Annotated in this window: 15 protein-coding genes; 6 read left to right on the forward strand and 9 right to left on the reverse strand. The window is 68.7% G+C overall.

Annotated features, from left to right (window positions below; all coding sequences use genetic code 11):
* Window positions 1-3 precede the first annotated feature (3 nt).
* Window positions 4-1,452 (forward strand): alkaline phosphatase PhoX, encoded by a 1,449-nt coding sequence (locus ABD116_RS05600; protein ID WP_343965508.1) that lies wholly within the window; start codon window positions 4-6, stop codon window positions 1,450-1,452.
* Window positions 1,453-1,503: 51 nt separating this feature from the next.
* Here the strand turns inward: ABD116_RS05600 and ABD116_RS05605 are convergent, their stop codons facing one another.
* Window positions 1,504-2,814: a condensation domain-containing protein gene (locus ABD116_RS05605; RefSeq protein WP_343965510.1), complete on the reverse strand. Its 1,311-nt coding sequence runs from the start codon at window positions 2,812-2,814 to the stop codon at window positions 1,504-1,506.
* 172 nt (window positions 2,815-2,986) lie between these two features.
* On the opposite strand from ABD116_RS05605, the gene ABD116_RS05610 reads away from it, so the two are divergent.
* From ABD116_RS05610 to ABD116_RS05620, 3 genes are read left to right on the forward strand one after another with little or no spacing between them, the layout of a single operon-like run.
* Window positions 2,987-4,933 carry an AMP-binding protein gene (locus ABD116_RS05610; RefSeq protein WP_343965512.1) on the forward strand — a complete coding sequence of 649 codons (1,947 nt, stop codon included), beginning with the start codon at window positions 2,987-2,989 and terminating at the stop codon, window positions 4,931-4,933.
* The gene (locus ABD116_RS05615) at window positions 4,930-6,162 is read left to right on the forward strand and encodes an SDR family oxidoreductase (RefSeq protein WP_343965514.1); all 1,233 of its coding nucleotides are present in this window, start codon (window positions 4,930-4,932) and stop codon (window positions 6,160-6,162) included. The genes ABD116_RS05610 and ABD116_RS05615 overlap by 4 nt, the downstream gene beginning before the upstream one ends.
* Window positions 6,159-6,464 (forward strand): acyl carrier protein, encoded by a 306-nt coding sequence (locus ABD116_RS05620; protein ID WP_343965516.1) that lies wholly within the window; start codon window positions 6,159-6,161, stop codon window positions 6,462-6,464. Before ABD116_RS05615 ends, ABD116_RS05620 begins: the two co-directional genes overlap by 4 nt.
* Here ABD116_RS05620 and ABD116_RS05625 read toward each other — a convergent pair.
* Entirely contained in the window at window positions 6,452-7,693 is a 1,242-nt protein-coding gene (locus tag ABD116_RS05625) for a cytochrome P450 (protein WP_343965519.1), read from the reverse strand. The two genes, ABD116_RS05620 and ABD116_RS05625, sit on opposite strands and share 13 nt — an antisense overlap.
* Complete coding sequence (locus tag ABD116_RS05630) at window positions 7,690-9,105, reverse strand: class I adenylate-forming enzyme family protein (protein WP_343965521.1); 1,416 nt, start codon at window positions 9,103-9,105, stop codon at window positions 7,690-7,692. The genes ABD116_RS05625 and ABD116_RS05630 overlap by 4 nt, the downstream gene beginning before the upstream one ends.
* Window positions 9,106-9,244: 139 nt before the next feature.
* On the opposite strand from ABD116_RS05630, the gene ABD116_RS05635 reads away from it, so the two are divergent.
* Both ABD116_RS05635 and ABD116_RS05640 read left to right on the forward strand, forming a co-directional pair.
* Window positions 9,245-10,093, forward strand: coding sequence for a class I SAM-dependent methyltransferase (locus ABD116_RS05635; RefSeq protein WP_343965524.1), 849 nt, complete (start codon window positions 9,245-9,247; stop codon window positions 10,091-10,093).
* A 2-nt stretch (window positions 10,094-10,095) separates the two neighbouring features.
* A complete protein-coding gene (locus tag ABD116_RS05640) occupies window positions 10,096-12,036 on the forward strand; it encodes a hypothetical protein (protein ID WP_343965526.1) in 1,941 nt (646 codons plus the stop codon).
* A 1-nt stretch (window position 12,037) separates the two neighbouring features.
* Here ABD116_RS05640 and ABD116_RS05645 read toward each other — a convergent pair whose 3' ends face one another.
* From ABD116_RS05645 to ABD116_RS05670, 6 genes are all read right to left on the reverse strand, one after another.
* On the reverse strand, window positions 12,038-13,396 hold the full coding sequence (locus ABD116_RS05645) for an NAD(P)/FAD-dependent oxidoreductase (RefSeq protein WP_343965528.1): 1,359 nt from the start codon (window positions 13,394-13,396) through the stop codon (window positions 12,038-12,040).
* A 73-nt stretch (window positions 13,397-13,469) separates the two neighbouring features.
* Window positions 13,470-14,516: a ferritin-like domain-containing protein gene (locus tag ABD116_RS05650; protein ID WP_343965529.1), complete on the reverse strand. Its 1,047-nt coding sequence runs from the start codon at window positions 14,514-14,516 to the stop codon at window positions 13,470-13,472.
* A gap of 8 nt (window positions 14,517-14,524) precedes the next feature.
* The gene (locus tag ABD116_RS05655; RefSeq protein WP_343965532.1) at window positions 14,525-15,289 is read right to left on the reverse strand and encodes a class I SAM-dependent methyltransferase; all 765 of its coding nucleotides are present in this window, start codon (window positions 15,287-15,289) and stop codon (window positions 14,525-14,527) included.
* Window positions 15,290-15,362: 73 nt separating this feature from the next.
* Window positions 15,363-16,298: a hypothetical protein gene (locus ABD116_RS05660; RefSeq protein WP_343965534.1), complete on the reverse strand. Its 936-nt coding sequence runs from the start codon at window positions 16,296-16,298 to the stop codon at window positions 15,363-15,365.
* A 98-nt stretch (window positions 16,299-16,396) separates the two neighbouring features.
* Complete coding sequence (locus ABD116_RS05665; RefSeq protein ID WP_343965536.1) at window positions 16,397-18,940, reverse strand: DUF4153 domain-containing protein; 2,544 nt, start codon at window positions 18,938-18,940, stop codon at window positions 16,397-16,399.
* Window positions 18,937-19,629 (reverse strand): response regulator transcription factor, encoded by a 693-nt coding sequence (locus tag ABD116_RS05670; RefSeq protein WP_343965538.1) that lies wholly within the window; start codon window positions 19,627-19,629, stop codon window positions 18,937-18,939. The genes ABD116_RS05665 and ABD116_RS05670 overlap by 4 nt, the downstream gene beginning before the upstream one ends.
* Window positions 19,630-19,680: the final 51 nt, after the last annotated feature.

Raw genomic sequence — 19,680 nt, forward strand, 5'->3', positions numbered from 1 at the left:
GCAATGTCTCTCGATCGTCGTTCTGTCCTCCGGGGTGCCGCCGTCGGCGCCACGGGTGTCGGCTTCGCCGCCGTCGGCGCCGTCCCCTCGCTCGCCGAGGCGACCCCCGAGCCCGCTGAAGGCGGCTCGCGGCCGTTCCCGACCAACCGCCCGTTCCCGCCGCTGATGGACGACCCCAAGGGTCTGCTCGCGCTGCCCCCGGGCTTCAAGTACACCGTCGTCACGCACGCCGGCGAGACCACGCTGAAGAGCGGCCACAAGACCCCGACGCTGCACGACGGCACGGCGGTCTTCGGCAACGGCACCAAGCAGTACACGCTGATCCAGAACCACGAGATCAGCGGCAACGACCCGCTCGGCGTACCGCAGATCGCCGGTACCGTCTATGACTCCGGCGTCGGCTCGGCCGGCGGCTGCACCGTCATCTCGGTCGACCGCGACGGCACCAACCACGGCGAGTGGGTCGGCATCTCCGGCACCCTCACCAACTGCGCCGGCGGCCCGACGCCGTGGGGCACCTGGTGGACCTGCGAGGAGACCGAGAACAAGGCCAACGGCACCACCCGGCTGAAGGACCACGGCTACGTCTTCGAGGTCTGGGGCGACGGCAAGACCGCGCACCCGGTGCCGCTGAAGGCGCTCGGCCGGTTCGCCCACGAGGCGGTCGCGGTCGACCGGGACAAGCAGCACGTGTACCTGTCCGAGGACGCCTCCGGCCCGAACGGATCCTTCTACCGCTGGACCGCCCCGGCCGGCTACCGGCTCGGCAAGGAGAGCTGGCAGGACCTGCAGGACGTCAATTTCGGCACCCTCGAGGCGATGGCGATCCTTAACGACGACGGCAAGCCGATCCCGGACGTCGCGTACCTGACCTCGGCGCAGCTGCTGCGCCCGTTCCGGGTCGCCTGGGTGCCGGTACCGGACCGCGACGCCGTCTCGGTCTCGGCCCGCAAGCAGTTCACCGACGGCCAGGTCACCCGCGGCAAGAAGTTCGAGGGCGTCTACGGCACCCACGACGGCGTCTACGTGGTCAACTCGTTCGCCAAGCTGGGCACCACCGACATCCCGGCCGACGGCGTCCCGCACGAGGGGATGATCTGGTTCTACAACTACAAGCACCAGACCATCCAGCTGGTCACCTACTTCCCGGCCAACCCGGCCGCCGACAAGGGCGCCGCGGCGAAGTACGACGACTTCAACTTCGACGCACCCGACAACGTGACCGTCACCCCGTGGGGTTCGCTGATCCTGGCCGAGGACGGTCTGGCCAGCAGCCACGTGCTCAGCTCGGTCCCCGGCGGCCCGACCTACGCGATCGCCCGCAACATGCTCAACGACTCCGAGTTCACCGGCCCGACCTTCTCCGAGGACGGCAAGGTGCTCTTCGTCAACATCCAGACGCCTGGTATCACGCTGGCCATCACCGGCCCGTGGCGCGACTACCTCGGCTGAGACCGAGCTGCTGATCGGCCGGCAGTGCGCGGTTGCGCGCTGCCGGCCGTTTCATGTCCAGGCCAGCTTGTGCAGTTGGTTCAGGTACGCGTCCACGTGGGATTCCAGGGTGGAGGCGTCGAACATGGCCGGGGTGTAGGAGATCTTCCCGGTGAGCAGGCCGCCTGGGCGCTCGTCGATGGTCCACAGACCGTCCAACGGCACTGCCACGCCGTGTGGGCGGGAGCCGGGGCGGCGGTCGAAGGACTCATAGGTCGCCGCGGGGCCGAATGCTCGGGGCTGCCGTCGGCCAAGCGGGATGTGCTGGAACGGCATCAGGACGAAGGACTCGTCAGCCAGCAGCAGGCCGGCGTCCGGTACTTCTTCCAGCAGCCGCAGGACGGGAAGTTCGTTGCGGTAGGCATCCAGACAGGTGCGGCGTACCTCGGCGAGTGCTTCTCCGGCGTCCTTCGCCGTACTGAGGTCTGTGCGGAGCAGGAGCGCGTTGAGGAAGAAGCCGACCGTCTGGTCGAGCTCGGGCCGGCCGCGGCCGGCGGTCAGGGTCGGGACGGTGAGGTCGGTGGCGCCGGTCAGCTCGCGCAGGGTGAGCAGGTACGCCGTCAGGTGGACCATGAACGGCGAGCACCTCGCCCGGCGCGCCGTCTCCGCGAGTCGCTCCGCGAGCGCTGGGTCGATGTCGAACCGGAGTTGGCCGCGGATGCCGTCGTCCTTCGGCTCCCTCGGCCGATCGGAGGGCAATGAGGTGACGTCGACCTCGGCGAGCTTGGCCGACCAGTAGTCGAGTGCCCTTGCAGCGCGCGGGCTGTCACGCCGCGCCTGGTCGTCGACAGCGAACTCCGCATAGGTGCTGGCGGCAACGGGTTGCGGCAGACGACCTTCGATGCGGGCGGCGTAGCAGGTGGCGAGGTCGCGGACGAGTAGATCCATCGACCATGCGTCGGCTGCGGAGTGATGGGCGACGAGCGCCAGTACGCCGTCCGCGGGGGCGACCTTCGCGTAGTACACCCAGAGCAGCGGTGATCGGTCGCCCGGATGGTCGCGGGTGTCCAGGCTGTCGAGGAAGTCGTCGGGGTCGCCGCCGACGTCTCCACCGCGCTCGGTGAGGTCGATCGACTCGAACCGGCCCACGCCGGGCTCGTGGATCTCCTGCCAGGGCATGCCGTCGCCGCCGTGCAGGGTGGCGCGCAGTGCGTCGTGCCGGCCGATCAGCTCGGTGACCGATGCCCGCAGCAACTCCTCATCGACGGACCCGCTCACCCGGTACGCCGCGCTGATCACGAACGCCGGCCCGGTCGCCTGCCCCGGATGCAGCACATCGAAAAATCGCAGCAGGTGCTGCGGGAACGACAACGGTACCCGCATCACAAGCCCTCCCGAGTCCCCATCAGCCCCGGACGAAACCAAAATCCCCCGCCCCTGTCAAGACGATTCCATCAGGACGCAGAGGGTCCCCCGATGAACCGCTCCCGTGCGTAGGGTCGCGACGCGCTATCCCCGGACTGAACCGCATTGCCCCCGGACCGAAGGAGTTCGCATGCCCATCGCGGCCCGCGTCGCCGAGCTAGTAGCCGACCACGCCCCCGCCGGCCCCACCACCCCGACGGCCCCCGCCCGTCTGGTGGAAGACCTAGGCTTCGACTCCCTCCACCTGATGGAACTACTCGTCAGCCTCCAGATCGAGTTCGGCCTGGAACCCTTCGACGAAGCCGACCTGATCGGCCTGACCTCAGTAGCCGACCTGACCACCTTCGTCACCACCAAACTCCCCCCAGAAACCGACGCTGAGCTCGGCGATGCCCATGCGTTGCTCGGGTGGCTTTCCTCGCCGCGGTCAGATGCAGGCATCTCCTGGCTCCGCGACGATGGAGAGTGGGCCTCAGCGTCGTACGCCGAGCTGGCGGCCGACGCCTTGGGCACAGCTGCGTGGCTCCGGGAACAGGGCGTCCAGACAGGTGATGTGGTGTCGCTGACGCTGGCCGGCGTGGACGACTTCGTCGCAGCCTTCTTCGGCGTACTCGCGGCCGGCGCCGTACCGTCGCCACTCGCTCCCCCGCTGGCCCTCGGCTCCCTCGACAACTACATCGACCACGCCGCCCACCTCCTCACCCTCGCCAACCCACGCCTGGTAATCGCCGACCCCACCATCGCCGACCACCTAACAGCCGCAGTAGCCAAAGCAGCCCTCCCCTGCAAAGTCACCGCCCTCACCCCCGGTCCCGCCCCACAAGACGACAACTCCACCCCACACGCCACTCCCCAAGACCCCGACCCCATCCCCGCCTCCACACCGCACCAGTTCGACCCGGAGGCGATCGCCCTTCTGCAGTTCACGTCTGGGTCTTCGGGGCGCCCGCGTGGGGTGCGGCTGACTGTGGGGAATCTGGGTGCGAACATCGGGATGATTCGGCGGTGGCTGGCGCTGGGGCGGGATGAGTTGACGGTTAGCTGGCTGCCTTTGCATCACGACATGGGGTTGATCGGGTGTCTGTTGACGCCGATTGTCAATCAGAGTCCGTTGCGGACCATGCGGCCTGATCAGTTCATCCGGGATCCGTTGCGCTGGTTGCGTTGTCTTGGCGCGGACGGGGCCGCCGTGGCGGTGTCGCCGACGTTTGGTTTCGCTTACACGCTCAACCGGGTACGGCCGGAAGCGCTGGACGGGTTGGACTTCAGCGGCTGGCGCGTAGCGATCGTTGGTGCGGAGCGGGTGGATCCGCTTGTGCTCCAGCGATTCGCCACGCTGCTTGAGCCGCAAGGGTTCCAGCCGGGGACCTTCCGTCCCGCCTACGGTCTGGCGGAGGCGACGCTGGCCGTGACCGGTACGCAGGGCGAAACCCCGCTGGCGATCCGCCCCGACTGGTCGACGATGGTACCCGGCCAGCTCGTCTCGGTCCTCGACGAACAACCGCTGGAAGCCGTCCCCGCCGGTCCGGGCTGGGTTACATGCTGCGGGCAACCACATCCCAGCCTGCTGCTCGAAGTACTGGATGACGAGGGTCGGCCCTTACCGCCCGGGCACCTCGGCGAAGTCGCCGTCTCCGGCCCCTCGGTCAGCACCACCCAGGCCCACCTCGGCGACTCGACCTCGGCCACCCGTCTGGCCGGGACCCAGCTCAGGACGGGTGACGCAGGTTTCCTGTACGCCGGACAGCTGGTTGTCGTCGGCCGCACTGGCGACAGCCTGAAGGTCCGCGGCCGCCACCTGTTCGCCGAGGAACTCGAAGCCCGCCTGGTCACCGAAACCGGAATCCCGGCCGGACGAATCGCAGTCGCCCTAGGCATCGCCGCCGGCCGCGAGACCGCCGTACTGGTCTGCGAGCAACCCCTCACCGACGACCAGCAGGCAGCAGCCGAAGCAGTCCTCACCCGCGAAACCGGCGGAGCCGACATCCGAATCGAGACAGGCCCCCGCGGCCTCGTCCTCCGCACCTCCAGCGGCAAGGCCCGCCGCCGCGAACTCTGGCACCGGTACTGCGGATGAGCACCCACCCGCAACAAGATCAGCGACCCGAAGCCGCAGATGTGGCCGGCGCTGCACGCTCGACGACTCCACCGGGCCGCCGCCAGATCGTCGACGGCAGCACCGGCTTCGTCGGCGCCAACCTGATCCATCGACTGCTTGCCAACGGCAACCACGTCACCGCCCTCGCCAGGCAACCACCCGACGCCGTCCGCCACCAAATCACCACCGCCGCAATCGCGGACACCGACCTCGCCTCGCCCCAGCTCGGCACGACCAGCATCGCCACGACTGGCTCCGAGCTCGTCAGCCAGGCCGCCCCGGCCAACCTCCCTGGCCTGGAGGTGCTGGACTGGTCGCTGGACAGACCGGACCTCGGGCTGGCCCAGGCAGCGTTGGAGGAGTTGTTCGCCGAGCCGTGTGACTACTGGCATCTGGCGGCGGCGATCACCTTTCGGCCTGGGAATCATGAGGAGCTTCAGCAGGTCAACGTTGACGGCACTCGGACGGCGCTGGCTGTGTTTCACAAGTACGCGCCGGCTGGGTCGCGGTTCTTCCAGGTGAGTTCTGCCTACAGTTGCGGGGTCGTCAGCGATGAAGTGCCGGAGGTCTGGCATCCGTCGGCTGAGCCGCACGAGTTCCGGAACTACTACGAGTACACCAAGCGCGAAGCAGAGCTCCTGTACGCCGATACGCCCGGCGCCGTACTCCGCCTCGGCCAGATCGTCGGTGATTCGCGGACCGGTCGCGCCGCCACCGACTACGGTCTCTACGACTACATCCGCGCCATCCACACCATCACCCGCCGACGCCCCCACGAAAGCCTCCGGGTAGTCGGCGACCCTACGGCCGAACTGCACCTCGTACCGGTCGATGCCTGCGTTCGCTGGATGACCGAGCTCGCGAACCGCGACCTCAGCCGACTCGATCAGCCGATCATCCACCTGGTCGACAGCGTCTCGGTGACCGCCGCGAAGGTCGCCGAGATGATCAGCGCGCACCTCCCCGTGGACCTGCGGATCGCCCCGCAGGACGAGGTGGCCGCCGCCCCGCTCAATCAGCTCGAACGCGTACTGGAGGCCCGGATGACCTACACCGGCAAGTACATCTCGCGATCGATCAAGTTCCGCCGCGACAACCTGCCCGCGCTCGGCATCGACGACCCGCCGACCGTCTCCGACGACGTCCTCGACCGCCTCGTCGGCAGCTACGCCCGCTCACTCCAAACCCCGAACGGAGCCCCCCGATGACCAACCAGGCCCTCGACCAGGACGACGAGCGGGACCAGGACCGCGACCAGGACCCGAAGCGGAAGCCGGAGCAGGAGCGCGACCAGGAGCAGGTGCGGCGGATCTGGTCGGAGGTGCTGGGCGTCGAGTGCGAGCCGGCGACGACCTTCTTCGAGGCCGGTGGCAACTCGCTGGCCGCCTTCCGTATTCTCGCCCGCGTCGAGGCCGAGTTCGGCGTCCAGTTAGAGGTCTACGAACTCTTCGAAGACCCGAGCGCAGCAGAGTTCGCAGCACTGATCGCAACGGCCGGTCAGACCCGGTAGCCGATCCGCTTGTAGCCATTGACGAAACTCGACGCCAGCCGCTCCGGCTCACCGGCCAACTGCAGTCCAGGCGCCTGCCGAAGCAACTCGCGGAACACCGCGGTCAACTCGATCCGAGCCAGGAACGCGCCGAGACAGTGATGCGGTCCACCCGCGCCATATCCGACATGAGGATTCGGATCGCGCGTCACGTCGAACCGGCTGGGATCGGCAAACACCTTCTCGTCCCGGTTGGCCGACCAGTAGAACAGCAACAGCCGATCCCCCTCGGCGTACCGATTGCCGTTGAGTGAGCAGTCGCGGCTCACCGTCCGGCGCATCCAAACAGTCGGCGAGGTGAGCCGCACGATCTCCTCAGCCGCCGTCCCGCCATACCGGTCGTAGTCGGCGAGCAGCACGTCGCGCTGGTCCGGGTTGTCCTGCAGCAACAGGAGTCCGTTACTGATCGCGTGCCGAGTCGTCTCGTTCCCGGCAACCAGCAGCAGGATGAAGAACGATGCCACCTCCGCCCGGGTCAACCGTTCACCGTCGATCTCAGCCTGGATCAGCGTGGTCGCCAGATCGTCGCGCGGATCCGTCTCCCGCTGCTTCACCAGGTCGTCGATCAGCTGGATCAGATCCGCGCCCGCCGTGAGGATGTTCGTCGCGACATCCGGCTGCCCAGCGGCGTACTCCGGATCGAACGCCCCCAGAATCCGGCTGGACCGGCTGAAGACGAACTCGTACTCCGACGGCGGCACCCCCGTCATCGAGCAGATGATCCGCAACGGCAGCGGCGCCGCGACCTCAGCCACGAAGTCGCCCTCACCCCGTCGCACCGCCGCGGTCACCAACTCAGCCGCAACCTTGTCGATCGTGCCCGACAACTTGGCCAGCGTGCGAGGCGCGAACGCACGAGTGACGATCCGCCGAACCCGCCGATGCCGTTCACCATCCATGCTGAGCAGCGAACTGAACCCCTCGTTGAACTCCACCGGCAGATCCATCACGCTGACAGCGCCCTGCCCGGACTGGAAGTCCTCCGGCCGCCGAGTCGCCTCCACAACATCCGCATGGCTGACCAAGGCGTGGAACCCTTGCCCACTCGGCAGCCCCCACTCGACCTTGCTGCCGCCGGCGAAGTACCGAGGCGCAGGCTCCGAGCGCAGTACTGCGAACGCCGCGTCCCGCTCCACATCAGGCAACCGCCAGAAGGCCGAAGCCGCCAGATCGATCTCCTGAGTGCTCATCGCTGAAGTCCCGTCAGTTGATCGCGGCGGAGTTTCCCGCTGGTCCGCCGAGGCAACTCGTCGACCAGCGCGAAGGACAGCGGCACCTTGCCGGCCGTCAGATTCGCCCTGCAGAAGTCCTCCAGTTCGCTCACCGAGACCGGCGCACCCGGTACGACGAGCGCATGAACGCTCTGCCCCAGATACTCGTGCGGCACCCCGGTGACGGCGACGTCGGCGACCGCTGGATGACCGGCCAGCACCTCCTCGATCTCGGCCGGGTACACGTTCTGCCCGCCGACATTGAGCACGCTGGACCGCCGATCGACCAGGTACAGATAGCCGTCCGCGTCAAGCCGGCCCAGATCGCCGATGGACAGATAACCGTCCCGCTCGGCCAGCCGAGGGCCGCTTCCGACGTACTCCGGCTGCCGCGCCCCCCGGAAGTAGATCTCGCCGATCTCCCCTGCCCCGACCGGTTCACCCGACTCGTCGAGCAACCGAATCGCCCCCTCGGCGGGCCGCCCGACACTCCCCGGATGCTCGAGCCACTCGTCACCCCGGATCGCGACCGCCCCGATCCGCTCCTGGCTCCCGTAGTCCTCGTACACCCGCTCCGGCCCGAGCAACTCGATCCACCGCCGCTTGACATGCTCCGGACAAGGCCCAGCACCGTGATACAGCGACTCGATGCTCGACAGATCGTGATCGGCAAGCCCCGGCACGTCGAGCAGCATCCGCAAGTACGCCGGAACGATCCGCACATGCTGCACGCCGTACTCAGCCACCAGCCGAGGCCACAACGAACCGACGAAGCGCTCCATGATCACCACCAGATGGCCGAGCGCGAGTCCTTGGTAGAGCGCACCGAATCCCGCGTGGTACATCGGCAACACGACCAGCTGGACCTGCCCCTCACGCACCCCGTGCGAGATGTCGCTGGCCGACAGGTAGTTGCCCTCGTCATACACCCACGGCCTCGATCGGACGATCACCCGCGGCTGCCCCGTCGTACCGCCGGTGAGGGACGCCGAGCGTGGTGAGCCGACGGGCTCGCGCGGGGTGGGGTCATCGCCGTACCAGTCGAGCGAGTCGATCAGGACGTGCTCGCCGATCGCCTCCCGGAACGCCGCCAGCTCACGCCCGGAAGCGGCGGAGTCGATCGGGATCACCAGCGCGCCCAGCTGCCAGGCGCCGAGCGTCGCGCGGACGTGGTCCAGTCCCGCCGGTAGCGCGATGGCGACGGTGCTGTTCGCCGTGACACCCAGCGCCGCCAGGGCATTGGCGGCGCAGTCGGTGTCACGGCGAAGCTCGGCCCAGGTCAAGGAGGCGCGCTCGCCTCTGGGCGGGACGCTGACGACCGCCGTCCGGTCCGGGTGCTCGGTGGCCAGTTGCGCGATCCGGGTGCCGATGGTGATCGGGGCGGGCTGCATCTGTCTCCTCGACTCGCGGGCTGCTCGGCCGCAGGCTACGTCGCCGGAAGGCCAGGCCGCTGCACCTTTCGAGCAGGCCTGAAAGGTGCAGCGGTTGACCGCCGCCGCGGCTAGCGTGGCCGGTCTGGGGAGCACGACAGTGAGGATCGATGCCTTGAGCAACCACTTGCCGCCGTTGTTCGCGGGTGCGGCCGAGTACTACGTCCGCTACCGCAGCGAGTACCCGGCTCCGATCTTCACCGAGCTGGCCGGCCGGCTCGGTCTGGACGGCCGGCAGTCCGCCCTCGATCTCGGTTGCGGACCGGGGATGGCGACGTTCGGGCTGACCGAACACGTCGCCTCGGTGACCGCGGTCGATCCCGATCGGGAGATGCTTGCCGCGGGCCACGCGCTGGCCGTCGAGAAGGGTGTCGACGGCATCGACTGGCGCGAAGGCAGCTCGGAAGACCTGGCCGGGTTGGCGGTCGGGCCGTTCGACCTCGCGCTGATGGCGGCGTCCTTCCACTGGATGGATCGGCCGGCCACGCTGGCGACGCTGGACAAGCTGATCAATCCCGGTGGCGCGGTCGTGATCATCACCGGCAGTATGAGCGGCCTCGCTCGGGACACCCCCAACAGGCCTGCCTGGGCCGAGGCTGCCTACACGACGAGGGAGCGCTGGGCACCGTCCCGGCGACGCTGGCGCGGCGATACCTCGGACAACCAGAGCACGTACACATTGCAGCGTGGCGAGAACCGGGCCGTCCTCGAGGCCTCCGCGTTCGCCGACGTCGACAGCTACGAACTGCACTGGCAGCGCACGCACACGGTCGACGAGCTGATCGGCCTGCTGATGACCGTCCCCGATCTCACCCCGACCGCGCTCGGCGACCGGATCGACGGCTTCCGCACCGAACTGCGTGAGGCCCTCCTAGCGGCGCAACCCGACGAGCATTTCGTCGAACCGATCTGGACCCAGGTCCTGATCGGCCGCCGCCCCACGGACTGACCATGGACCTCTGCCGCCTCCTGGCCACCGACCCGATCCTCCGCCTGTACGCCGCCCCGCCCGGCACCACCACCATCCCCCTCCAGCAACTACCCATCGAACCGAGCCCCATCGACCCGGTCGAGTACTTCGTGCGGCCCTTGTTGCGGGTGTTCCGGCGAGGGCTGGACAAGTACGGGCTGCTGCTGGTCGACGCCGGGTCGCCGTTGAACTACTTCGAAGTCGCCGACGAGAGGCGACCCACCGGAAGGGTGCTGGTCACCTGGCCGGGCAGGCTGACCACCAACGGACCGACCGCGGTCGAGTTGCTCGCCGATCTGTTCGGAACGGACGTCTCCGAGGTGATCCGGGGCGAGCTGCGCTTCCTGCAACCCGAGGTCGCCAAGCTGCTCGGCGCCGACAAGCGCTGGGCAGACCATGTCCACTCAGCACCAGCCACCGACCAGCAAGCCACCGACGCCGTCGCCGAACTCGTCAGCAACCAGCAGGCAGCCCGAAGGCGAGGCGCCGAGCTTCCCGCTTCGATCGTCCGCTATGTCGGAGCGCGACCGCCCGGCTGGGCCCGCTTCGAAGCTGAACTCTTCCACCTCGGCGGACGCCTCGTGGGCGAGGAGTCACCCGGCCGGAGCGTCGCCGAGCTGCACGGCCAGAGCCTCGACCGCGCTCCGCACAACTGGGGCGACGAACCCACGACCTCACACCAGACGACCCTGTCAGCGCTCCGCCTCGGCGATCTCCGCCCGGCCCCGCTCGCAGCCCGTCACGGCATCCACCTCTCCGCCCAGGAGACCGACGACCTCATCGGCCGGCTCGTCAGCGAGGCACACAAGGCCGCCGCCGCCCACGCCGAGAAGGTCCTCCGGACGACAACAGATCCACTCGAGCGGATCTACGAGGTGCTCCAGCGGCGACCGTTCCGGGCCGGCTCGCGGGCGAACTACCGCCCGGCGGACATCTGCCGCGACCTCGCGGTCACCGTCGAACGCCGGCAGCCGCTGCGCCTGAGCAAGCTTCTGTTCGCCGTCAAACACTGGCACAACCGGCTGAAGGCTGCCGGCCCGCTGCCCGATCTGACCGAGCTCGCGATGATCGTCCGGATCGTCGAGCTGGTCACGACCCTCCGGGCCGTCTACCCGCCGGGCGTCGAGGACTTCCACCTGATCAACGACGGCGAGCACTACCGCCCCCATCCAGCCGCTCCCTTCGCCGACGGCATCCGAACACTCCGCCGGTACGCCGATGCCGCCGGCGCCGACTTCCTCCGGTTCCGGGACATCGACGAGCTGGCCGGCTGGACCTACGAACCCCACGTGCTGACCGGGCACGCGAAACTGGCGAGGGACAGCCGCGAGGCCTACCGCGGTCTCTTCGACGGGCTGGACGTCACCGACGACCCGATCAACACGCTGCACCGGGCGGCGGCGCTCGACCCGTCGCGGAACCTCGTCCCGTTGTTCCGGTCTCTGGTGTTCTCGGTGCCGATACCGGGCGAGCCCGATCCACGCTGGTCACAGCGGGTGCTGGCCGAGCTGTACGACCTCGGCACGTCCGTGCCGTCCGACGTGCGGGCCGCCCGGCGGGGAGTGCTGCTGGCCGCTTGGGCGGATGCACTCGAGTACCTCAGCACGTCCGTGGCGGACGCGGAGTACGACTATGTGGACAACCTCGTACCGGGGGCGCTCCGACTCACCCAACGACCACGTCCTGGGCGAGCCGCTTTCGGTCCGCTGAGTGGCCGGTCGGTCGGGCCGGGCCACGCGACCGGAGTCATCGACGCGCGCGGCATCGTGACCGCCGACTTCCACGTGGCCCTGCTGGACCAAGGCTTCGTCCCGCTCCACACGCCACTGCTCGGCGAGCAACCGTTCGCGATGATCCCGGCGACCGCCGTCACCGACGGCCGCTTCGACCTCCTCGCGACAACCCGGCTGAGAACCAGATGACTCAGCCCGCCTGGGCAGTCTTCGCCGTACTCCGATCAGCCGGCTTACCCGGCAGGTCCTCGGCCAGGAAGGCGTCGCGCGGGTGCTGGACCGAGGCGAGCGAGACGATGTCCCGGCCGAAGAAGAACCCGGTGATCCAGATCGACAGCACCCGGATCTTGCGCTCCCAGGTCGGGACGGCCAGAACGTGGTAGCCGCGATGCATCAGCCAGGCGGGCAGGCCCTTGATGACGAGCCGGCGGTACTGGAAGATTCCGCGATAGAGCCCGAGCGTCGCGACCGAGCCGAGGCTGTGGTGGACGTAGTTCTTGGGCTCGCGGCCGCGGAGTACGGCGATGATGTTCTTGGCCAGCAGCTTGCCCTGCCGGACCGCGTGTTGCGCGTTCGGCACCGTCAGCGCGCCGGGGATCTCGGACGCCAGGTCTGGAACCGCGGCGTCGTCACCGGCACCCCACGCGTCGGGGATCACCTCGTCCTTCGTCCCGACGCGCAGGTCGGCGCGCACGCTCAGCAGTCCTCGCTTGTCGATCGGCAGATCGGTGTGGCTGCGAACCATCGGGTTCGCGGCGTTGCCGGCCGTCCACACCATCAGCTCGGTGTCGTACTCCTCGCCGGTGGACAGTACGACGTGGCCGTCGGTCGCTGAGAGCACCTGGCTGTTCAGGTGGACGTGAGCGCCGCGCTTCTCCAGCGACCGCACCACCCATTCACCAGGCTCGTCGGTGACCTCGGGGAGGATCCGGCCCTGCGCCTCGATCAGGTGGAACTGCAGCTCGCGCGCGTCCAGTTGCGGGTAGGACTTCAGCAGCGACGTCGCCAGCGACAACAGCTCACCGAAGCCCTCGACACCGGAGAAGCCGCCGCCGACGAAGGTCGTGGTGAGCAGCCGCTTGCGGAGCGGGCCGGGCTCGAGGGCCGCGGCCTGATCGAAGGCAGTGAGCAGCCGGTCGCGGATCGCGACCGCTTCCTCGACGTGCTTCATGCCGATCGCCTGCTCGGCCACGCCCGGGATCGCCAGCTTGCGGGTCACCGCGCCGGCGGTGACCACGATGATGTCGTAGCCCAGCTCCACGTCGGGTCCGAGCGACGGCCGGACGGTCACCGTCTTGTGCCGATGGCAGATCGCCGTGACGGTCCCGGCCAGGATCCTGGTCTTCTTGAGGTGCCGCCGCAGCGACACTGCCGCGTGCCGGGCCTCGATCGACCCGGCCACCACCTCGGGCAGGAACGGTTGGTACGTCATGTACGGCCGGGGGTCGACCAGCACGATCTGCGCCTCGCCCCGCCGCAACTTCTTCTCCAGCCGCCAGGCCGTGTAGAAGCCGGCGTACCCGCCACCAACCACCAGGATCGTCCGCACGATGTCCTCGACTCTCTAGGTCTCTCACTAGATAAGACCAGATAGCCCCCCGAAATGTGACAGCGCAACCCGGTCAGTCGCGGAGTTCCGGTTCGACGTACTCGAAAGTCGGCCCGGCGGTGTAGCCCTCGAGGTCGGGCATCGCCATCAGCGCCTTGGCCTTGCCCTTGAGCTGGTACATCAGGCCGATGGCCGTCCGGAGCAGCGACGGCTCGCCGTTCGCAGCCTGCTCCAGGAGCTGAAGCAGGTTGCAGTACAACCCGTTGAACTCTTCCTGGGCCTGGCGGACGGGGCTGTCAAGCCCGTGGTCGGCCAGTCGTGAGTTGGGGCGTACGGGCTGTACGCCGCTGTAGTCGACCGTGACCGGCTCGCCCGTCGGCCCGGATTCCGGAGTGTCACCGCGCTGGTACCGGCGGCCGAGCTTGAGCTCCTGGAACCGGTAGTAGTGCGCGACCTCGTCCCGATCGCGGTGGAAGATGTCGTGGTCCCCGTCCCACACCTCCCCGCGGGAGGTGCCCTCGCCCTGCTCGACGATCTCCTCCAGCGCGGCCAGTGCCGACGCGAGATCGGTGACTGCGTTCAGCGCGCCGGCGCTGTGCCCGAAGTGGTCGGCGGTGAGCTGCCGGGCCGGATCGCCGGTGAAGACCTTCTCCTCGCCGTACTGCTCGCACAGCTCGCGCAAGCCCTGCTCGACCGCATCGTAGAACTGCCCGATCGTCTCGTAGTGGTCCCCCTCGGCCACCTCACCGGGCGGCTCCGGCAACTCCAGCCGGAGGAACATCTCGATCGCCTCCGGCCCGAACGGGACCAGCGACAACTCCAGCCCCGGAGCCGCGTGCGGCAGCCGCCGGGGGTGGCGAGGCAGCATCTCGCGCTTGTCCATCCGGGGCTGTCCGCCGACCGCGTTGAGCAGGTTCGCCGCGAGCGCGAGGTGGATCATCTCTTCCACGAAGACGCTGCTCACCACCTGTACCGCATCAGGGTTCTTGTCCTCGTCGAGCGAGTACAGAGCGGTCATGTACGGCGGTAGCGTCGCGTGCTCCAGCTCCACCGCCCACTGCAAGTGCCGGCGAAGGCTTTCGAGCGTGTCGATCCGGGCTCCTGCGGAAACATGGTTCATGGAAACTCTCACTTCGAAATCGGGCAGCTGACCGCGTGGATCAGCTGCATCGAGACTTGATCACTGGCGAACAGCCGGGTCAGCCGTTCGCCCTGCCGGGCCGCGAGTGCATAGGCGGCAGCCGAGCGGTGGCGGGCGGCGATGACCGCGTTGACCTGCTCGACCCGCCGGGACCAGGACAGCGGCGCGGATTCGGGCCGGCTGGTCTGCTCGAGCAGGGTGAATCCGGTGTGCTCCAGCAGCTCAGCGAGCTCGTCCTGGGTCGGGAAGTGGTTGCCGTCCGGGACCCGCAGGATTTGCGGACCTTCGGCAACGACCACCAGCAGCCCGAGCGAGGCGCCTGGCGTCAGTACCCGATGGATCTCGCTGAGTAGAGCGGCCTTGTCCTCGACCGTGCACAGCACTCCCAAACACCAAGCGGCATCGACCGAGCCCGTCCGAAGCGGGATCCGCGTCCCGTCGGCGGTCAGTACCGGCAACCCGAACAACCGCGATGCAGCCCGACCAGCGGCCTGCATCGGCTCCAACAGGATCGGCCGTACGCCGAACCGCTCAGCGGCCCAAGCGGCCGGCCCACCGGCGCCTGCCCCGACGTCCAGCAACCTGGTGCCGGGCGACAACTCGCATGCCTCCGCCAGCCAGGCCAGTGCCGCGGGACTGGCGCTGCCCCGGCAGGCGGCCGGGATCGCGTACCGGATGCCGAGCTGCTCGACCGCGTCGGCGGTCCACCCCGCGACATCGTCGAACTCGGCAACCATCGCCGCCACAGTCACGGCATGCTCCCGTCTGATCCGGACAACAGGTCAGCACTAAAGACAGGGCAGCCGTTCCGCGTGTGACAGCGGCTCAGCTCGCGGGGCTGCTGGTGCGCAGCCGACGCAGGGCGAAGGCCGTTGCGATCGCGCCGAGGCTGAGGTCGTAGCGGCCGCCGAGTCCGATCACGACGTCGAACAGGAGGAAGAAGGCGATCATGCCGGTGAGGACGCGGTTGGCGTCGCGGCCGTGGAGTCCGCCGCTCGCGTACCGGCGGACCAGCAGAATCGCGATGGCGATCGGGAGCAGGGAGATGAGGGTGCCGATGGGCCAGGGCAGGTTCGTCGACGGGATCGCGTAGACGAGGACGAAGTGGGTCGTGGCGGCGAAGAAAGCGATCCACGCCAGGCCGCGTCGCCGGGCCGCCTCAGCGCTGGGCGGTCTGCGCGGTACCAGGAAGGCGCAGACCACAAGCAGGGCGCAGAGGGCTCCGGCGGCGATCAGCACCGGGATCGGAGGGACGTAGAAGTCCGCCGAGCCGAGTGGGACGAGGATGAGGAACGCGACGGCGGCGACCGGTAGGCCGCGGCGGCCGGCCCAGGCGCGGTCCCGGTGCGAGGGGAACAGGCGCTCGACGACCAGGATCGAGGCGCAGATGCTGATCGCGGTGTGGAAGGCGGTCAGGTGCGTCGCCAGCAGCAGGTTGGTGTGCCAGACCTCGCTGTAGTCGCCGACCTTCGTGTCGGTCCAGAACGTCGGGTCGAACCAGAAGCGGTCGATCAGGCCTTCCTCGTAGACCCCGTACGCGGCTCCGAGCAGACACAGTCCGAGCAGTCCGAACCGGTGTCGGCGGGCGATCTCCCGGCAGATCAGCGCTCCGCAGCCGTACAGACCGACCACGATCGGCAGCCGCCACGGCAGCAACAGGTCGAGGGGCGCGGTGGCGGTTGAGAAGGTCTCGCCGAAGAACGGTGCGATCAGGAGAATGGCCAGGGCAGGCGCCTTCACCACCCGCGCCACCCGTCCCATGACGATGAGTGAAGCATCGGCAGGCCCGGCCGTGACGCATCTTCGGTCTCGGACCCGCCGACGAAAGTCCCTCAGGCAGCCGCACGCGAGGCCGCGGCTCAGCCAGGCGTGGTGGTCGAGCAGACCGCGGCGTTCCGGTCTGGGTGGGAGTTGAGGAGGGGCTTGGCGCGGTGCCGGCCGAAGTTGAACTCCAGCCAGTCGTCGTCGGCGGCGTCATGGTCTTTGAGCGCGCAGTCGGCGTCCTTGGCCGGGAGTTCGGCAAGGACCGGTACTGCGTCGTCGGACAGGCCTTGCAGGAAGATCCAGTCGACCTTGCCGGTGGCGGTGTAGCGGTCGACGTTGTGTTGCGCGATCCAGGCGTCGGGGTTGATCGCGGCCAGGCCGAGCAGCAGGGTCGCGCCGCTGAGGATGGCCGCCCGGGGTAGCCAGGTTGCCTTGAGGGTGATGCCGGTGACGATGACGCCGACCACCAGCAGGCCGAGCCAGCCTTCGAAGACGTCCACCAGCAAGCGCAGCTGGGTGAAGCCGTAGGCCTCTTGGTAGAGGTGCATGCGGTAGAGCGCGGAGGCGACTACGACCAAGGTCAGCAAGCAGAGTAGGCCGAGGGAGCCCCGCAACCAGAGCACGTCGGCGGGCGTAGTACGGGGTGCTTTGCGGGCTGCTGCCCAGACCACCAGCAGGGTGAGGGCGGTGGCAACGGTGAGTTGGCCGAAGCCTTGGTGCACGTACTCCGCGTAGGTGAGGCCGGTGATGCGTTCGACGTACTCGTGCCCGCCGAAGCTGGCCGTCGCCTGGGCGATCAGGAAGACGAGGAAGACGGCGTCCACGAGCAGTACCGGGGCCAGCCACTCGTAACGGCGGGCTACCGGGCGTACCGGGCCGTTGCCGGTCTCGACGTTGGGCGGGTTCAGGCCGAGGTACGTCGCGGCCAGCACGATGCCGCCGATGAAGACGGTGAGGAAGGCGCGCAGGACGAAGGAATCGAGGTTCAGGTCGGGGACGACCGCGCCGGCCCACTTCTTGAAGAGCGCGTCGGCGGAGGCGAACAGCAGGCCGAAGACGAGGACACCCAGGACGGACCAGATGATCGTACGAACCGCCGCCGCGCTCTTCCGGACGCTGGTGACGGCTTGCAGGGAACGACCGAGCCACGGCAGGCCGCGGAGCCCGGCGAGGGGCAACGAGATGCCGGCCAGGATGAACGCGGGCACGCTCCGGCCGTTGACGAGCCCGACCAGGCAGAGCACGCCGCTGGCGAGGATGGACAGGACCGCGATCCATTCGGCGTCGCGGACGACGGTGATGAGTGAGAGGAGCACACACAGCGCCGCGCAGGCCTGGGTGAAGCGCGAGCGCCGGTTCACACTGAAGGTCAGGATCACACCGCCCGCGGCGAGGATGACGATCGCATAGCCGATACCCATGTCACGAAACGGCAAGATGATCCCGGCCAGCAGGCCCGCCGCAAGGCTGTAGAGCACGGCCCGCACGTTGCCGGGCACCCGCGCATCAGGCCAGAACCTCCCGAACAACGCATCCATCGGAGACTCAGTCCCCGGAGGTACAGGAGGTGTAGGAGTGACGACCGGTTGGGACATGACTGGCTCCTCGGCCTTGGCTGAGATCTGAGGTTGGTCTTGTGGCTTCAGTGGGAGGTCGACGCGGGCTCGGGCGCCGGGGGCGCCGGGTTCTGGTTCGACGAAGTGGATGGTGCCGCCGTGGAGGTCGGTGACCCACCGGGCGATGGCTAGGCCGAGGCCGGTACCACCGCCGCCCTCGGTCTCGGCGAGGGTGCCGAAGCGTTCGAACACGCGGTCGCGATCGGCGACGGGGATCCCCGGGCCCTCGTCGGTGACTTCGAGCCGCCAGCCGTCGGCGGTCGCGAGCGCCACCAGCCGGACGACTCCCCCGGCCGGACTGTGCCGGGACGCGTTGTCGAGCAGGTTCGCGACCAGTTGATGCAGCCGAGACAGATCGGCCGGCACCGTGAGCCAGGTCGGCGTGACCTCGACCTCGTACCGGACCTCACGACCGGACACCTTCGCCTCGGCCACCGCCTGCTCCAGCAGCGAACGCACCTCCACCTCGGTGGTCGACAACTTGGCCTTCCCTGCGTCGACCCGGGCAAGGTCGAGCAGGTCGGAGGCGAGCGCCGCCAGCCTCTCGGCCTGGTCGAGCGCAGTACGAAGCGCAACGGGATCCGGCTCGGCCACCCCATCGACGAGGTTCTCGAGGACCGCGCACAACGCCGCGAGCGGAGTACGGAGCTCGTGACTCACATTGGCCACCAGCTCGCGCCGCTGACGATCGACGGCAGCCAGATCCTCGGCCATCCGGTTGAACGCCCGGGCCAACTCCCCCACTTCATCGCTCGACGTCGCCGTGACCCGAGCGGAGTAGTCGCCGCGCGCCATCCCCCGAGCCGCTGCCGTCATCTCCCGCAGCGGCGACGTCATTCCGACGGCCAGCAACTGGGTGATGCCCAGCGCGAGCGCGACCGTCACCGGCACGGTGAGCCAGAAGGGCACGCCGCCGACCGCGCCGGTCGCCGCCAGGATCGACGCCACCGTCACGCTGACCGCGACGAGCAGCCCGAGCTTGACCTTGACCGACGTGACCTGATTGAGGATCGGCGAGCTCATGCGCCCGGCTCCAACGCGTAGCCGACGCCATGCACGGTACGGACCCGATCAGCGCCGATCTTGGACCGCAGCGCCTTCACGTGACTGTCGACCGTGCGAGTCCCTGAGGCACCCGGCCAGCCCCAGATTTCGGCGTACAGGTTCTCTCTGGTCAGTACGACGCCAGGACTGGCGGCCAAGCAGAGCAACAGATCGAACTCGGTGGGCGTCAGATGTACTTCGGTCGCCGCGACCCAAACCCGCCGGGCCGCCGCATCGACGCGCAGGTCGCCCAGGTCAGCGGTCGTCGGCCGCGCAGCCAACTCCGCCGCCCGATCGACCCGCCGCAGCAGAGCCCCGACGCGAGCCACCAACTCCCGCATCCGGAACGGTTTGGTCAGATAGTCGTCAGCACCGACGCCAAGCCCCACCAGGATGTCCGCCTCGTCGTCCCGAGCGGTCAGCATCAGCACCGGCACCGGCCGCGCAGCCTGGATCCGCCGGCACACCTCATGCCCGTCGAACCCCGGCAGCATCACATCCAGCAACACCAGATCCGGCGCCGTCGCAGTGAACTGCTGGACCGCGCCAGGGCCGTCCCAGGCCTGGACGACCTCGTAGCCCTGGCCTCGCAACCGGTCGGTGACCGCCTGGTTGATCACCGGCTCGTCCTCGACCACGAGGATCTTCGCCCCTGCACTGACTGACATGCCTTGAGACTAGAAGTCCACCCGGTCGGAAACAGCGGACGACTCGTGAAG

Source organism: Kribbella koreensis, from assembly GCF_039525325.1.
GTDB lineage: Bacteria > Actinomycetota > Actinomycetes > Propionibacteriales > Kribbellaceae > Kribbella > Kribbella koreensis.

Bases quoted from the DNA above. Each gene is read 5' to 3' on its own strand.
- ABD116_RS05600 (WP_343965508.1), top strand. From the start codon at position 4: ATGTCTCTCGATCGTCGTTCTGTCCTCCGGGGTGCCGCCGTCGGCGCC.
- ABD116_RS05605 (WP_343965510.1), bottom strand. From the start codon at position 2,814: ATGCGGGTACCGTTGTCGTTCCCGCAGCACCTGCTGCGATTTTTCGAT.
- ABD116_RS05610 (WP_343965512.1), top strand. From the start codon at position 2,987: ATGCCCATCGCGGCCCGCGTCGCCGAGCTAGTAGCCGACCACGCCCCC.
- ABD116_RS05615 (WP_343965514.1), top strand. From the start codon at position 4,930: ATGAGCACCCACCCGCAACAAGATCAGCGACCCGAAGCCGCAGATGTG.
- ABD116_RS05620 (WP_343965516.1), top strand. From the start codon at position 6,159: ATGACCAACCAGGCCCTCGACCAGGACGACGAGCGGGACCAGGACCGC.
- ABD116_RS05625 (WP_343965519.1), bottom strand. From the start codon at position 7,693: ATGAGCACTCAGGAGATCGATCTGGCGGCTTCGGCCTTCTGGCGGTTG.
- ABD116_RS05630 (WP_343965521.1), bottom strand. From the start codon at position 9,105: ATGCAGCCCGCCCCGATCACCATCGGCACCCGGATCGCGCAACTGGCC.
- ABD116_RS05640 (WP_343965526.1), top strand. From the start codon at position 10,096: ATGGACCTCTGCCGCCTCCTGGCCACCGACCCGATCCTCCGCCTGTAC.
- ABD116_RS05650 (WP_343965529.1), bottom strand. From the start codon at position 14,516: ATGAACCATGTTTCCGCAGGAGCCCGGATCGACACGCTCGAAAGCCTT.
- ABD116_RS05660 (WP_343965534.1), bottom strand. From the start codon at position 16,298: ATGGGACGGGTGGCGCGGGTGGTGAAGGCGCCTGCCCTGGCCATTCTC.
- ABD116_RS05665 (WP_343965536.1), bottom strand. From the start codon at position 18,940: ATGAGCTCGCCGATCCTCAATCAGGTCACGTCGGTCAAGGTCAAGCTC.
- ABD116_RS05670 (WP_343965538.1), bottom strand. From the start codon at position 19,629: ATGTCAGTCAGTGCAGGGGCGAAGATCCTCGTGGTCGAGGACGAGCCG.